Origin of the sequence: Streptomyces puniciscabiei (assembly GCF_006715785.1) — a bacterium.
GTDB lineage: Bacteria > Actinomycetota > Actinomycetes > Streptomycetales > Streptomycetaceae > Streptomyces > Streptomyces puniciscabiei.
Genome location: NZ_VFNX01000001.1, coordinates 4,233,692 through 4,248,004, shown reverse-complemented (window position 1 = coordinate 4,248,004; position 14,313 = coordinate 4,233,692). Strand labels below are relative to the sequence as shown.

Sequence of the window (14,313 nt, the reverse complement as noted above, 5' to 3'; positions counted from 1 at the left end):
CTGCTGGGCTGCCGCTCCGCCTACGACGACGCCCGCGTCACCAGCTCCGTCGGCAGCACCGCATGCTGCCGTTCCAGCCCCCGGGACGCGGGTGGGCGGCGGTCGGCGATCTCTGTGAGCAGCAGGTCGATCATGGCGCGGCCCATCTCCTCGATGGGCTGGCGGACGCTGGTGAGCGGCGGCTCCATGTGGCGGGCGATGGCGGAGTCGTCGTAGCCGACCAGGGCCACGTCCTCCGGGATACGGCGGCCCGCCTCGCGCAGCACCTGCCGGGCGCCGGCCGCCATCACGTCCGAGCCGGCGAACACCGCGTCCAGGTCGGGGCGGCGGTCGAGGAGCACGGACATGGCCCGGCGGCCGCCCTCTTCCGTGAAGTCCCCCGGTTCCACGAGGAGTTCGTCCACCTCCCGGCCCGTGTCGCGCAGGGCGTCACGATAGCCGTCGAGGCGGCGCTGGGCGCCGTAGACGTCGAGGCGGCCGGTGATGTGGGCGATGCGGGTGCGGTCGCGGGAGAGCAGGTGCTCCACGGCCGAGCGGGCACCGCCGTAGTTGTCCGAGTCCACCGAGGTGAGCGTCTCGCCGGCCGAGCGGGGGCCGCTGATCACGGCCGGGATCTCCAGCTGGGCCAGCAGGTCGGGCAGGGGGTCGTCGGCGTGGACCGAGACCAGCAGGACGCCGTCCACCCGGTGGGCCGCGAGGTACTGCGCGAGGCGACGGCGCTCGCGGTCGCTGCCCGCGAAGATCAGCAGCAACTGCATCTCGGTCTCGGACAGTTCGGAGCCGACCCCGCGCAGCATGTCCGAGAAGTAGGGCTCCGCGAAGAAGCGGGTCTCCGGCTCGGGGACGACGAGGGCGATGGCGTCGGTGCGGTTGGCGGCGAGGGCCCGGGCCGCCGTGTTGGGGACGTAGCCGAGTTCCGCGACGGCCGCCTCGACCGCGGCGCGGGTGGCGTCGCTGACCCGGGGCGAGCCGTTGATCACCCGCGAGACCGTGCCCCGGCCGACCCCGGCCCGGGCGGCGACCTCCTCGAGCGTGGGCCGGCCCCCGCTGCGGCCCCGCGCTCCGTGGCTTGCCATGGGCTCCGCCTCTCTCGCCGCGAACGTTCTAGCTGGCCTGGAATCTAACAGCCCCGTTCGCCGCAGTTGCCGCCCCAGGGGCTGCCGCCCCCGGACCCCTGCTCATCGGCCTTCGGCCTCGTCCTCAAACGCCGGACGGGCTACTCGTAATTTAACGTGCTGATAACTGAACGCCGTTGCCCGTGCCCACTCCCTTGACACCCCGCCCCCGACCCGCGACCCTTCAACACATCACTCGTGGGAGCGCTCCCACACTACCTGGCACCTACACATCCCGCACGTTCCCCGCCCGAGCCGCAGCGAGTACGAACGGGCCCAATTCCATGCAGTTGGCCGGGGGGTCGGCACGTCAGGCAACAGGAGGACGCAATGCGCACGAGCATCCGCCGGTCCCAGCGGCTGATGGCCCTCGCGGCCGTTGCCGCGTTGACCACGGGGCTGCTGGCAGGCTGCGCCAAGGACTCGAACGACGGCTCGTCGGACGGCTCCGGCGGCGGAAACGGCAGTGGCAAGGGCAAGACCACACTGACCATCGGCACCTTCGGCGTCTTCGGCTACAAGCAGGCCGGCCTCTACGACGAGTACATGAAGCTGCATCCGGACATCAACATCAAGGAGAACGTCACCACCCGCACCGACGTGTACTGGCCGAAGGTGCTCACCCGCCTCCAGGCCGGCTCCGGCACCGACGACATCCAGGCCATCGAGATCGGCAACATCACCGAGGCCGTGCAGACGCAGGCGAGCAAGTTCGTCGACCTCGGCAAGGAGGTCGACAAATCCCAGTGGCTGGACTGGAAGAACGCCCAGGCCACCACCAAGGACGGCAAGCTCATCGGGCTCGGCACCGACATCGGGCCGATGGCCATCTGTTACCGCAAGGACCTGTTCCAGAAGGCCGGGCTGCCGACCGACCGGGACAAGCTCGCCCAGATGTGGAAGGGCGACTGGGCCAAGTACGTCGACGTCGGCAAGCAGTACATGAAGAAGGCGCCCAAGGGCACCAAGTTCGTGGACTCCGCGTCCTCCGTCTACAACGCGGCCCTCGGCGGCGGCGACGAGCGGTACTACGACAAGGACGGCAACGTCGTCTGGGACAAGTCCGACGGCGTGAAGAAGGCCTGGGACGCCGCCATGGACGTCGCCACCAGCGGCATGTCGGCGAAGCTGAAGCAGTTCGACCCGACCTGGGACCAGGGCTACGCCAACGGCACCTTCGCCACGGTCGCCTGCCCGGCGTGGATGATCGGCTACATCGAGCAGAAGTCGGGTGACTCCGGCAAGGGCAAGTGGGACGTGGCGGCGGCGCCCACCGCGGCCAACTGGGGCGGCTCCTTCCTCGGCGTGCCGGTCGCGGGCAAGCACCAGAAGGAGGCCATCGCGCTGGCCAAGTGGCTGACCGCGCCCGAGCAGCAGGCCAAGGTCTTCGCCAAGCAGGCCAGCTTCCCGTCGACCCCGTCGGCGTACGCGAACCTGCAGCCGGCCGCGGACACCACGGCGTACTTCTCGAACGCGCCGATCACGCAGATCTTCGCCGACTCGGCGAAGACCATCCCGGTCCAGTACTTCGGCATCAAGGACCAGCCGATCAACTCCGCGATCACCGACGTCGGCATCCTCCAGGTCGAGCAGAAGGGCAAGTCGCCGTCCCAGGGCTGGGACGCGGCGTCCAAGGAGATCAAGGACGTGCTCGGCCAGTGACCAGCCCCAAGCAGGCTCTCGCGCACCCCGCGTCGAGCGCCGACGCCGCGCCCGGCACCCCGCCGGGCGCGGCGCGGGGCGCTCACGGTCGCGGTGCTCCGGCGGGCGCCGACTCCTGGCGCAGCCGGCTGTACCGCTGGGACATGAAGGCGTCGCCGTACGCGTTCGTGTCCCCCTTCTTCATCCTGTTCGGCGCCTTCACCCTGGTTCCGCTGCTGTACACGGCCTGGTACTCACTGCACGACGTGCAGCTGTCCTCGCTGAACCACCAGACCTGGGCGGGCCTGGACAACTACAAGAACCTCTGGTCGTCGGATTTCTTCTGGAACGCCCTGAGGAACACCCTGACCATCGGCGTCATCTCGACCGTGCCGCAGCTGCTGGCCGCGCTCGGGCTGGCGCACCTGCTGAACTACCGGCTGCGCGGCTCGACCGTCTGGCGTGTGGTGATGCTGACCCCGTACGCCACCTCGGTGGCCGCGGCGACCCTGGTGTTCACGCTGCTGTACTCGTGGGACGGCGGAATGGTCAACTGGATCCTGCACTTCTTCGGGGTGGATCCGGTCAACTGGCGTGAGTCCGACTGGGGTTCGCAGTTCGCGGTGTCGTCGATCGTGATCTGGCGGTGGACGGGCTACAACGCGCTGATCTACCTCGCCGCCATGCAGGCGATCCCGGCCGATCTGTACGAGTCGGCCGCGATCGACGGAGCGAACCGCTGGCAGCAGTTCCGGCACGTCACGATCCCGCAGCTGCGGCCGACGATCCTCTTCACGGTCGTGGTCTCGACCATCGGTGCGACCCAGCTCTTCGGCGAGCCGCTGCTGTTCGGCGGGGTCAGCGGGTCCAAGGGCGGCTCCGAGCACCAGTACCAGACGCTCGGCCTGTACATGTACGACCAGGGCTGGATCATCGGCAACCTCGGCAAGGCGTCGGCGATCGCCTGGTCGATGTTCCTGATCCTGCTGATCATCGCCGCGGTCAATCTGCTGCTCACCCGACGGCTGAGGAAGTCCCAATGACGACCAGTGAACTGACGCTGCCTCAGGTGACCCGGAAGGAGCGGCGGCCCCGGGGCCGGACGGGCGCCGGCAAACAGCTGCACGCGGGCCCGGTGACGTACGTCGTGCTCACCGTCTTCGCGCTGGTCTCCCTCGCCCCGCTGGTGTGGACGGCGATCGCCGCCTCCCGCACCGACCGGCGTCTCGCCCAGACCCCGCCGCCGCTGTGGTTCGGCGGCAACCTGTTCACGAACCTGCGGACGGCCTGGGACCAGGCGGGGCTGGGCACCGCGATGTTCAACTCGGTGATCGTGGCGGGCACGATCACGGTGAGCACGGTGCTGTTCTCGACCCTGGCCGGGTTCGCCTTCGCCAAGCTGCGGTTCCGCTTCTCCAGCCTGCTGCTCCTGCTGACCATCGGCACGATGATGATCCCGCCGCAGCTGGCCGTCGTACCGCTGTATCTGTGGATGTCCGACCTCGGCTGGTCGAACCAGCTGCAGACGGTGATCCTGCCGAGTCTCGTCACCGCCTTCGGCACGTTCTTCATGCGGCAGTACCTGGTGCAGGCCCTGCCGACGGAGCTGATCGAGGCGGCCCGGGTGGACGGCGCGAGCAGCATCCGGATCGTCTGGCACGTGGTCTTCCCGGCGGCGCGTCCGGCGATGGCGGTGCTCGGCCTGCTGACGTTCGTGTTCGCCTGGAACGACTTCCTGTGGCCGATCATCGCCCTGAACCAGCAGAACCCGACCGTGCAGGTGGCCCTGAACTCGCTCGGCACCGGGTACGTCCCCGACCAGGCGGTGATCATGGCGGGCGCGCTGCTCGGCACACTGCCGCTGCTGATCGCGTTCGTCCTGTTCGGCAAGCAGATCGTGGGCGGGATCATGCAGGGCGCGATCAAGGGCTGACCCCGCTGTGCACGGGGGCCGGGCCACCGCCGCCCCGGCCCCTTCCCCCTCCACCACGTCAGGTCTCCTACGACCCCAATGGGAGCGCTTCCATGCCTGAACCCGTTACGTCCGTGACCTTTCCTCCCGCCTTCCTCTGGGGCGCCGCGACCTCGGCGTACCAGATCGAGGGGGCGGTGCGGGAGGACGGCCGCACCCCCTCGATCTGGGACACCTTCAGCCATACGCCGGGCAGGACGGCCGGCGGTGAGACCGGTGACACCGCCGTCGACCACTACCACCGCTACCGCGAGGACGTGGCGCTGATGGCGGAACTGGGCCTGACCGCGTACCGCTTCTCGGTCTCCTGGTCCCGTGTGCAGCCCACCGGCCGGGGCCCCGCGGTCCAGCGCGGCCTGGACTTCTACCGCCGCCTGGTGGACGAGCTCCTCGCCCACGGCATCAAGCCGGCGCTCACCCTCTACCACTGGGACCTGCCGCAGGAGCTGGAGGACGCGGGGGGCTGGCCCCAGCGGGACACCGCGTTCCGGTTCGCCGAGTACGCGCAGTTGGTCGGCGAGGCGCTGGGCGACCGGGTGGAGCAGTGGATCACCCTCAACGAGCCCTGGTGCAGCGCCTTCCTGGGCTACGGCTCGGGCGTCCACGCCCCCGGCCGCACCGACCCGGCGGCCTCCCTGCGCGCCGCCCACCACCTGAACCTGGCTCACGGACTCGGGGCCTTGGCCCTGCGCTCGGTGATGCCGGCCCGCAACGAGGTCGCGATCAGCCTCAACTCCTCCGTCGTACGGCCCCTTTCCCAGGACCCGGCCGACCTGGCCGCGGCCCGCCGGATCGACGACCTGGCCAACGGGATCTTCCACGGCCCGATGCTGAAGGGGGCCTACCCTGCGTCGTTGCTGGAGGCCACGTCGTCGGTCACCGACTGGTCGTACGTACTGGACGGCGACACCCGCACGATCAACGTCCCGCTGGACGCGCTGGGCCTGAACTACTACACCCCGGCCCTGGTCTCGGCCGCGTCCGGCGAGGTCGAGGGCCCCCGGGCGGACGGCCACGGCGCCAGCGAGCACTCCCCCTGGCCGGGCGCCGACGACGTCGTCTTCCACCAGACGCCGGGTGAGCGCACCGAGATGGGCTGGACGATCGATCCGACCGGCCTGTACGACCTGCTCCTGCGCTACACCCGTGAGGCGCCGGGCCTGCCCCTGTACGTCACGGAGAACGGCGCCGCCTACGACGACAAGCCCGATCCCGACGGCCGCGTCCACGACCCCGAGCGCATCGCCTACCTGCACGGCCACCTCTCCGAGGTCCGGCGCGCGATCACCGACGGGGCCGACGTCCGCGGCTACTACCTGTGGTCCCTGCTGGACAACTTCGAGTGGGCGTACGGCTACGGCAAGCGGTTCGGCGCGGTGTACGTCGACTACGCGACCCTGGCACGCACCCCGAAGTCGAGCGCTCGGTGGTACGGAGAGGCGGCGCGGACGGGTGTGCTGCCGCCGGTGGACTCCGCCGCCTGACACATCCGTGGCCCGACACCTGCGAAGGGGCGCGGCAATCCCCCCGGAGTGCCGCGCCCCTTCGGCATGGGTGCGTCAGTTGAAGGCGGCGAACGCCTTCGAGAACGCGAACTTGTCCTGGGTGATCGAGCTGCAGGTCGCGTCGGCGGAGTTCTTCGGGCCGCCGGGGCACTGCTGGTCGCGGGCCGCGGACCACATCGACAGGCCGCCCAGGCCCTTGGACTTGGCGAAGTTCACCAGCTGGGTGGCGTCGTCGACCTTGAAGGTCTCGGCGGAGACGTCGTTGACGCCGATCATCGGGGTGACCGCGACGGCCTTCCAGGCGGCGGAGTCGGACAGGCCGAGGACGCTCTTGATCTGGGCCTGGGTGGCGGTGGCCGCCTGCTGGGCGTAGTCGCCCATGTCGCCGTTGTACGAGGGCCCGTAGTCCATCGCCATGATGTTGACGGTGGAGATCTTCACGCCGTTGGACTTGGCGTCGGACAGCAGGTTCACGCCGTCCTGGGTGAGGCCCTCGGGCATCACCGGGAGGGTGAAGGAGACGTCCAGGCCGGGGTGCTGCGCCTGGAGCTTGGCGATGGCCTGGGCGCGGCGGGTGTTCGCCGCCGTGTTCGGCAGCGCGCCGCCCTCGACGTCGAAGTCGACCTTGGTCAGCTTGAACGCGTCGACCGCCTTGCCGTACGCCGCCGCCAGCGCGTCCGCCGAGGAGCAGGTGGTGGCCAGTTCGGAGCCGGAGGCGCCGCCGAAGGAGACCCGGACGTCACCGCCCTTGGCGCGCAGGGAGCCGATCTGCGCGGCGACGGCGTCGCCGGTCAGGTCGGTGACTCCGCCCCACTTGGGGGTGCAGCCGCCGCCGTCGGTGATGAACGCGAGGTTGTAGTTCTTCACGCCGGTCGCGTCGGCCGCGCCGACCAGGTCGAAGGCCGGGTAGAGGCTCGTGTCGACGTAGGGGGCGAAGCCGGCGGAGGCGGTGGTGCCGGATCCGGTGCCGCTGCCCGTCGTCGGGGTGGCGGTCGGGGTGGGGGTGGCGCTCCTGGTCGGGGTGGGCGTGGAGGTCGGTTTCTGTGTCGGTGACGGGGACTGGGTGGGGCGGCCGCTCGGCTCCGGCGTGGCGCCGCCGTCGGCGGAACACTGGGCGTTGTCGATACGACAGCCGGTCGGGTCGCCCTTGCCCTCGACCACGAAGCCGACGGTCACCGACTTTCCGACGGCGAGGCCCTCGGTGTCCCACTTCGCGGGCTTCACTGTGACGTGCGAACCACTGACGCTCGACTCGCCGTTCCACAGGGAACCGAGCCTGGCGCCCGCCGGAAGGTCGAATTCCAGGGTCCAGGTCTTCTCGGTCTGACCGCTGTTGTTGGTGACGACGTACTGCGCGGTGTAGCCGGTCGACCAGTCGCTGGTCCTGGTGTACGCGGCGTTCACCCCGGCCGCGTTGGCGGTGCCGGTGAGCAGGAGCGCGCCACCGCCGACCACGGCCGCGGCGACCAGACCGCCTATCGCCTTGTTCCTGCCACTGATCCTGCGCCGGTGCGTGGTCATGCGCGTGCCTGCCTTCGCTGTTCACGGGGGTGAGGTGCGGCAGCACGCTAGCGATCCGGAATCGGGCAAACGGCCTGATCCGGACGGCCGTTGCAGACCTTAGGGTTCGCTTAAGGAAGGGATCGGGGACGATTAATGGTCGAGACCAGTGAGGACCGGTCTGCCGGATCGGCGCCGTCTTCGCACCCGCGCCCGCACCGGCCGCCGCACGTCCAGCTGGAACCAGATCCGCACCTCGGTGCCGCCCAGCACCGAGGAGCCGATCCGGACGTCGCCGCCGGTGGACTCGGCGAGCCGGCGCACGATGTCGAGGCCGAGGCCGGTCGAACCGGCGCTTCCGGAACCGCGCCCGCGGGCCATCGCCGCCTCGGGGTCGGGTATCCCGGGGCCCGCGTCGGAGACCAGCACGATCACCGCGTCCTCGCCGTTGTGCACGTCGACCGCGAAGGCGGTGCCCTCGGCGGTGTGCCGGAACACATTGCCGAGCAGGGCGTCGAGCGCGGCGGCCAGATCGGCGCGGGCCACGGGTATGCGCACCGGCCGCTCCACACCGGCCACGCGCCACTTGCGGCCCTCGTCCTCGGCGAGCGCGGACCAGAACTCCATGCGCTCGCGCACCACTTCGGCCACGTCGCACCCGGCGCCCGGGCCGAGGGCGGCCGTCTGCGGCTTGGCCTCCCGGGCCGTACGGATGATGGTGTCGACCTCGCGCTCCAGCTGGGCGACCGCGGCCCGGGTCTGCTCGGCGGCCGGTCCGCCGCCCAGGGAGGCGGCATTGAGCCGCAGCACGGTCAGCGGCGTGCGCAGGCGATGCGAGAGGTCCGCCGCCAGCTCCCTCTCGTTCGCGAGGAGTTGGACGACCTGGTCGGCCATGGAGTTGAACGCGACGGCGGCCAGGCGGAGTTCGGTGGGCCCGTCCTCCGGCACTCTCGCCCCCAGCTTGCCCTCACCCAGGTCGTGCGCCCCCTCGACCAGCCGCTGGGCGGGCCGCACCATGCGCACGCCGAGCCGGTCGGCGACCGCGACCGAGCCGACGATCAGCGCGAGGCCGACGGCCGCGAGCACCGCCCAGGCCGTGCCGACGCCGTTGGTCACCTCGGACTCGGGGACGTACACCTCGACGACCGCGATGTCGCCGGAGCCGAGCGCGACCGGCTGGAGCAGTGTGGAACCCCCGGCCACCGAGGTCGTGGAGGCCCGGCCCAGTTTCCGTACCGCCTGGATGTCGCGGCCGGCGGCGCGCTGCCGGCCGAGGTCCAGCGCGGACCGGGCGCCGTTTGCCGGCAGGTGCACGGCCATCCCGGAGTCGGCGCCGGCCGAGGCCACGACCCGCTCCAGTTTGTCCCGGTCGGTGGTGATGGACAGCGCGGGCGCGACGGCGGCGGCCTCCCGCTCGGCGTTCGAGAACGCCCGGTCGCGGGCCATCTCCTTGACGACCAGGCCGAGCGGGACCGCGAAGGCGACCACCACCATCGTGGTGACCGCCAGGCAGACCTTGACCAGGGCCCATCTCATCGCACCGGCTCCCCGTCCGCGGAGGGTTCCACCGGGGGTTCGAGCTTCACGCCGACCCCCCGGAGCGTGTGCAGATACCGGGGCCGGGCGGCCGTCTCGCCCAGTTTCCGGCGCAACCAGGACAGATGGACGTCGATGGTCTGGTCGTCGCCGTAGGACTGCTGCCAGACCTCGGCGAGGAGTTCCCTGCGCGGGACGACCACCCCGGGGCGGCCGGCGAGGAAGGCGAGCAGGTCGAACTCGCGGCGGGTCAGGTCGAGGCGGACCCCGTCCAGCTCTGCCTGGCGGCGCAGCGGGTCGACGGTCAGTCCGCCGACGCGCAGCACGGCGGAGGGCGCGGCCTCCGCGCCGCCGGAGCGGGCCCGGCGCAGCACGGCCGCCATCCGCGCGGAGAGGTGTTCGACGGAGAACGGCTTGGTCAGGTAGTCGTCCGCACCAGCGTTGAGCAGCCGGACGATCTCCGTCTCGTCGTCCCGGGCGGTGGCGATGATCACAGGGACGTCCGTGATGCCGCGCAGCATCTTCAGCGCCTCGGAGCCGTCCAGGTCCGGCAGTCCGAGGTCCAGGATGACCACGTCGAAGCGGAAATGGGCGACCTCGCGCAGCGCCTCCAGTGCCGTACCGACGCTGCGCACGGTGTGGGCGGCGTCGGTCAGATGCCGGATGAGCGCCGAGCGTACGAACTGGTCGTCCTCGACCACGAGCACACTTGCCATGCGCCGCACCGTACGCCATGCGGCCGGACCCGGTCCGGACCTGTGGACAACTGCGGCCCTGTGGACAACCCGTGTGGGTCCTGAGGCAGTATGGCCCGCGATGCGCAGAGGACTCGTACACGTACTGGCGTGGCTGCTCGCGACGGGAGCGGCGGTCACGCTGTCGTGGTGGGGTGTGCACACGGTGATGGCCGGGACGGCGTACGACCCGCCGCGCGCCCTGCCGGTCACGGCTGCCGACGCGACGGCCCAGGGCTCGAAGGCCCTGCCCTCGCCGACGCACCGGCCGTCCCCGTCCACCGGCCCGTCGACCCGGACCCCGGCCCCGGCGCCCACGCCCAGCCGCACCTCGAGTCCCTCCCCCACCGCCTCCTCGTCCGCGTCCGGCCGGGTCAAGTCGTACGACACCGACGGCGGCCGGGCCGTGTTCGACCTGGGTCCGTCCAGTGCCACGCTCGTCTCGGCGACGCCGGGGACCGGCTGGTCGATGCAGGTGTGGAAGACCGAGACGTGGATCCGGGTGGAGTTCAGCAGCGGCACGAACCGGGTGTCGGTGATGTGCACCTGGCACGACGGGCCGCCGCATGTGGACATCGGGAACTACTGAGGGTCGCGCCCGAAAAGAGCCGGATCAGCGGAACACCGACGGCGGCGGGGCCGGGGAGGCCACGGCCGCCGCGTCCGTCACCGGGGCCGCGCCGCCCGTGAAGTCCGTGAGCGGCTTGCCGTGTTCGACCCGGCCCGGGTGCGGGTCGGAGGCGGCGCGGCGGGTGAGTTCGGCGACCGGGAGCGGGGCGTCGGAGGCGACCAGGACGGCGTTGCCGAAGCGTTTGCCGCGCAGGACGGCCGGGTCGGCGATCAGCGCGAGTTCGGTGAACCGGGCGGCGGCGGTGGCGATCTGGCCGCGCAGATGGGCGAGCGGCGGGCCGTCGGCGAGGTTGGCGGCGTAGACCCCGGAGGGTGTCAGGGCCCGGCGGACCTCGTCCAGGAACTCGGTGGAGGTGAGATGGGCCGGGGTCCGGGCGCCGCTGAAGACGTCCGCGATGACCAGGTCCGCCCAGCCGTCCGGCACCTTGGCGAGGCCCGCGCGGGCATCCGTCGATCTGACCCGGATCCGGGCGCCCGGGTCCAACGGCAGCTCCCGGCGGACCAGTTGGACCAGGGCCGCGTCGCGTTCGACGACCTGCTGGGTGGAGCGGGGTCGGGTGGCGGCGGTGTACCGGGCGAGGGTGAACGCGCCGCCGCCGAGATGCACGGCGTGCACGGGCTTGCCGGGCGGGGCGACGAGGTCGATGACATGGCCGAGGCGGCGCTGGTACTCGAAGGAGAGGTACGCGGGGTCGTCCAGGTCGACGTGGGACTGGGGCGCGCCGTCGATCAGCAGCGTCCAGGCGCGGCCCCGGTCGGGGTCGGGTACGAGCTGTGCGAGGCCGCCGTCGACCGCCTCCACGACGGCTTCGACGGCCGCCGGCCCGCGCCGCGTGTTCCTGGACCTGCCCATCGGTCCAGTCTCTCAGGTGCCGCGGACGGCCGCCTCACTGGCAGCGGTCGGCCGCCTCGATCAGCCGGGCCGCCTCCCCGAGGGCCCGGCGCAGCACCACCGGGTCGGTGGCGAGGTCGGCCTCGCCCGGCGGCAGCAGCCAGTCGGAGCCCTCCACCGGCGGCTCGGGGTTCAGCCTGAGTCCGCGCCCGTCGGTCTCCGTGCAGGTGCTGCCCGGCACGTCCCAGCCGGCCGCGGTGCCCGCCGGAACCAGGAAGCCGAGGGTGGCGCAGCCGCCGTCGTGCAGCACGGGCCCCATCGCCTCACCGGCGCCGCGCCGCAGGATGTCGACCGCCTCCAGGCCCTGCCGGGCCGGTACCGTCACCAGGTCGCAGGCCGCCGCCTCCGCGTCGTACGCCGCGGCCGACGGCGGCGGCGTACAAGGGTCATTGCTCTGGCTGGACTCCCTGGTCTCCATGCCGGCCTCCACCACACAGCCCTGTCGCGGTCCATGGGGTCCAACGCGTGAACGCGTCAACGGCTACGGCACAAGTGCGCCGCAAAGGATGGCAGTTCATGGCAGATCGTGGATGAGATATCCGATTTGTAGCCAAACACAGCGTGGCGGGTCCTTCACAGCAGGTACGTTCATGCCCGCCGGAACCAGGGCGTCACTCGGACAACTCGTCACGGATCGCCCCGGGCCCGGCATGGTTCGACGGTTCGCACGAGAGGACCCGGCCATGGCGTCGTCAACCGAGACCTCGTCACAGTCCGACCGGCCACCACGGCCGAACCTCGCCTTCCGGCAACTGCGCGGCAGGCGGTCACCGGCCGAGTTCGCGGCGCTCGTACGGCGCGCCGCGCGCGAGATCGGTGAGCGGGTGAGCTGTGACGCGCGTTACATCGGTCGGGTCGAGGCGGGCGAGATCCGCTGCCCCAACTACGCGTACGAACGGGTGTTCCTGCACATGTTCCCCGGCCGCACGCTCACCGACCTCGGCTTCGCGCCACGCTCGTCCGTCCGCGGCCGTGCCGCGCGTACGACGGCGGATCCCGGGGAACCCGGCGCCGCGCAGGCGCCCGGTGAGTCACGGGGGGCTGTCGAACCGTATGGCACGCAGGACCCGTGCGGCGCACCAGAACCGTACGCGAGAGACCATCCGAACCACGAGGAGAGCGACGTGCTGCGTCGCGCATTCATGACCGGCGGAGGCGCCACGGTGGCCGCCGCCACGCTGGGCCCGCTGGGGCTCACCACGGACGCCGCGGCCGCGGTGCGGACCTCGCGCCGGCCCGGGACCCCGGAGGCGCTCGCCCTGGAGGAGGCCGTCCGCCGGATCCGGCTGCTCGACGACCGGCACGGCGCGGACGGTCTCTACCGCCGCGCGGCGGCCCCGTTGCGCGCGGCCTACGCCCTGCTGGACGCCGGCGCGACCCGGCAGACCACCGCCGAACGGCTGCACTCGGGCGCCGGTGAACTCGCCATCTCCGTGGGCTGGCTGGCGCACGACTCCGGCCGCTTCGACGACGCCCGCTCACACTACGCGGAGGCGCTGGCCACGGCCCGGATGACCGGGGACCCGGCACTGGAGGCGCACGCCTTCTGCAACACCGCTTTCCTCGCGCGGGACGCCGGCCGCCCCCGCGAGGCGGTCCGCGCCGCGCAGGCCGCGCAGCGCGCCGCCGCTCCGCTGGGTTCGGCCCGCCTGATGTCCCTGCTGGCGCTGCGGGAAGCCGGCGGCTGGGCGGGGCTTGCCGACCGCACCGGCTGTGAACAGGCACTCGTACGGGCCCAGGCCCTCTTCGCCCGGGGCCGCTCGGACGCCGACCCCGAGTGGATGAGCTTCTACGGCGAGGCCGAGCTGGAGGGGCTGGAGGCGCAGTGCTGGTCCACGCTGGGCGACTGGCGGCGGGCGTCACGGCACGCGTATCGCGCGGCCGAACTGCAGGATCCCCACTTCACCCGGAACATCGCGCTGTACACCGCCGAGCTGGCCGATGACCTCGCCCGTGAGGGGCGGCCGGACGAAGCGGCGGCCGCCGGCATGCGCGTGCTGTCCCTTCTGGACCAGGTCCAGTCCTCGCGCATCCAGGGCATGCTGGCGGGAACGGCCAGGGTGCTCCTGCCTCACCGGCGGGCGTCGGGGGTGTCCGACTTCCTGGAGCGGCATGCCTCCATGCCGAGGACCGGAAGGGCGTAACAGGTAAACCGGCTATCCCGCCAAGTGGCCCAGGTCGTTCCAGCTCTCGATCGCCGGTTCGCCGTAGGCCCAGCCGAGGACGGACAGCGAGGTCGGGTTCAGGCGTATCCGGGCCGCGAAGTCCAGCGGCAGGCCCAGCCACCGCGCGCCGATGGAGCGGAGGATGTGGCCGTGGGCGAAGACCAGGACGTCGCGGTCGGACGAGCGGGCCCAGGAGACCACCTCGTCCGCGCGAGCGGTCACCTCGGCGAGGCTCTCCCCCTCCGGCACCCCGTCCCGCCAGATCAGCCAGCCCGGCCGCACGGCCTGGATCCCGGCCGGCGTCATGCCCTCGTAGGCGCCGTAGTCCCACTCCATGAGCGTGTCCCAGGTGGTGGCCCGGTCGCCGAACCCGGCCAGTTCGCAGGTCTCACGCGCGCGTGCCAGCGGACTGGTGCGCACCTCCACCCCGGGCAGCCCGTCCAGCGGGGCGCGGTGCAGTCGCTCGCCGAGCAGCTTGGCTCCCCGCCGGCCCTCCTCCAGCAGCGGCACGTCGGTCCTGCCGGTGTGCTTTCCGGACAGTGACCATTCCGTCTGTCCGTGCCGGGCCAGCAGGATGCGCGGTGCCATGAGAGACCTTTCCGGGAGCGAAGGGGACCCTCCCA

General features: G+C 71.7%; 13 protein-coding genes. 6 read left to right on the top strand and 7 right to left on the bottom strand.

Annotated elements, in window-relative coordinates; genetic code table 11:
- Window positions 1–20: 20 nt before the first annotated feature.
- Window positions 21–1,076 carry a LacI family DNA-binding transcriptional regulator gene (locus tag FB563_RS19625; RefSeq protein ID WP_055706424.1) on the bottom strand — a complete coding sequence of 352 codons (1,056 nt, stop codon included), beginning with the start codon at window positions 1,074–1,076 and terminating at the stop codon, window positions 21–23.
- A gap of 369 nt (window positions 1,077–1,445) precedes the next feature.
- Between FB563_RS19625 and FB563_RS19620 the strand changes: the two genes are divergently transcribed.
- The 4 genes from FB563_RS19620 to FB563_RS19605 all read left to right on the top strand — a co-directional run bounded on the left by FB563_RS19620 (window position 1,446) and on the right by FB563_RS19605 (window position 6,212).
- A complete protein-coding gene (locus tag FB563_RS19620) occupies window positions 1,446–2,777 on the top strand; it encodes an ABC transporter substrate-binding protein (protein WP_055706423.1) in 1,332 nt (443 codons plus the stop codon).
- Window positions 2,774–3,799 (top strand): carbohydrate ABC transporter permease, encoded by a 1,026-nt coding sequence (locus FB563_RS19615; RefSeq protein ID WP_055706422.1) that lies wholly within the window; start codon window positions 2,774–2,776, stop codon window positions 3,797–3,799. The genes FB563_RS19620 and FB563_RS19615 overlap by 4 nt, the downstream gene beginning before the upstream one ends.
- Entirely contained in the window at window positions 3,796–4,689 is an 894-nt protein-coding gene (locus FB563_RS19610; protein ID WP_055706421.1) for a carbohydrate ABC transporter permease, read from the top strand. Before FB563_RS19615 ends, FB563_RS19610 begins: the two co-directional genes overlap by 4 nt.
- 92 nt (window positions 4,690–4,781) lie before the next feature.
- Complete coding sequence (locus FB563_RS19605; protein ID WP_055706420.1) at window positions 4,782–6,212, top strand: GH1 family beta-glucosidase; 1,431 nt, start codon at window positions 4,782–4,784, stop codon at window positions 6,210–6,212.
- Window positions 6,213–6,287: 75 nt separating this feature from the next.
- Here the strand turns inward: FB563_RS19605 and FB563_RS19600 are convergent, their stop codons facing one another.
- The 3 genes from FB563_RS19600 to FB563_RS19590 form a co-directional block, all read right to left on the bottom strand.
- Window positions 6,288–7,754: a glycoside hydrolase family 18 protein gene (locus FB563_RS19600; RefSeq protein WP_142218820.1), complete on the bottom strand. Its 1,467-nt coding sequence runs from the start codon at window positions 7,752–7,754 to the stop codon at window positions 6,288–6,290.
- A gap of 132 nt (window positions 7,755–7,886) precedes the next feature.
- A complete protein-coding gene (locus FB563_RS19595; protein WP_055709461.1) occupies window positions 7,887–9,269 on the bottom strand; it encodes a sensor histidine kinase in 1,383 nt (460 codons plus the stop codon).
- Window positions 9,266–9,985 carry a response regulator transcription factor gene (locus FB563_RS19590; RefSeq protein WP_055709462.1) on the bottom strand — a complete coding sequence of 240 codons (720 nt, stop codon included), beginning with the start codon at window positions 9,983–9,985 and terminating at the stop codon, window positions 9,266–9,268. Before FB563_RS19590 ends, FB563_RS19595 begins: the two co-directional genes overlap by 4 nt.
- Window positions 9,986–10,085: 100 nt before the next feature.
- Between FB563_RS19590 and FB563_RS19585 the strand changes: the two genes are divergently transcribed.
- Entirely contained in the window at window positions 10,086–10,592 is a 507-nt protein-coding gene (locus tag FB563_RS19585) for a superantigen-like protein SSL4 (RefSeq protein WP_055709463.1), read from the top strand.
- Window positions 10,593–10,616: 24 nt separating this feature from the next.
- Here the strand turns inward: FB563_RS19585 and FB563_RS19580 are convergent, their stop codons facing one another.
- On the bottom strand, window positions 10,617–11,486 hold the full coding sequence (locus FB563_RS19580; protein ID WP_055709464.1) for a spermidine synthase: 870 nt from the start codon (window positions 11,484–11,486) through the stop codon (window positions 10,617–10,619).
- 34 nt (window positions 11,487–11,520) lie between these two features.
- Window positions 11,521–11,943, bottom strand: coding sequence for a hypothetical protein (locus FB563_RS19575; protein WP_055709472.1), 423 nt, complete (start codon window positions 11,941–11,943; stop codon window positions 11,521–11,523).
- Between the two features lie 265 nt (window positions 11,944–12,208).
- Here FB563_RS19575 and FB563_RS19570 point away from each other — a divergent pair, with 265 nt between their 5' ends.
- Window positions 12,209–13,669, top strand: a complete 1,461-nt coding sequence (locus FB563_RS19570) for an NsdA family TPR-like regulatory protein (protein WP_055709465.1) — start codon at window positions 12,209–12,211, stop codon at window positions 13,667–13,669.
- Window positions 13,670–13,681: 12 nt separating this feature from the next.
- Here the strand turns inward: FB563_RS19570 and FB563_RS19565 are convergent, their stop codons facing one another.
- Complete coding sequence (locus FB563_RS19565; RefSeq protein WP_055709466.1) at window positions 13,682–14,278, bottom strand: histidine phosphatase family protein; 597 nt, start codon at window positions 14,276–14,278, stop codon at window positions 13,682–13,684.
- Window positions 14,279–14,313 lie beyond the last annotated feature (35 nt).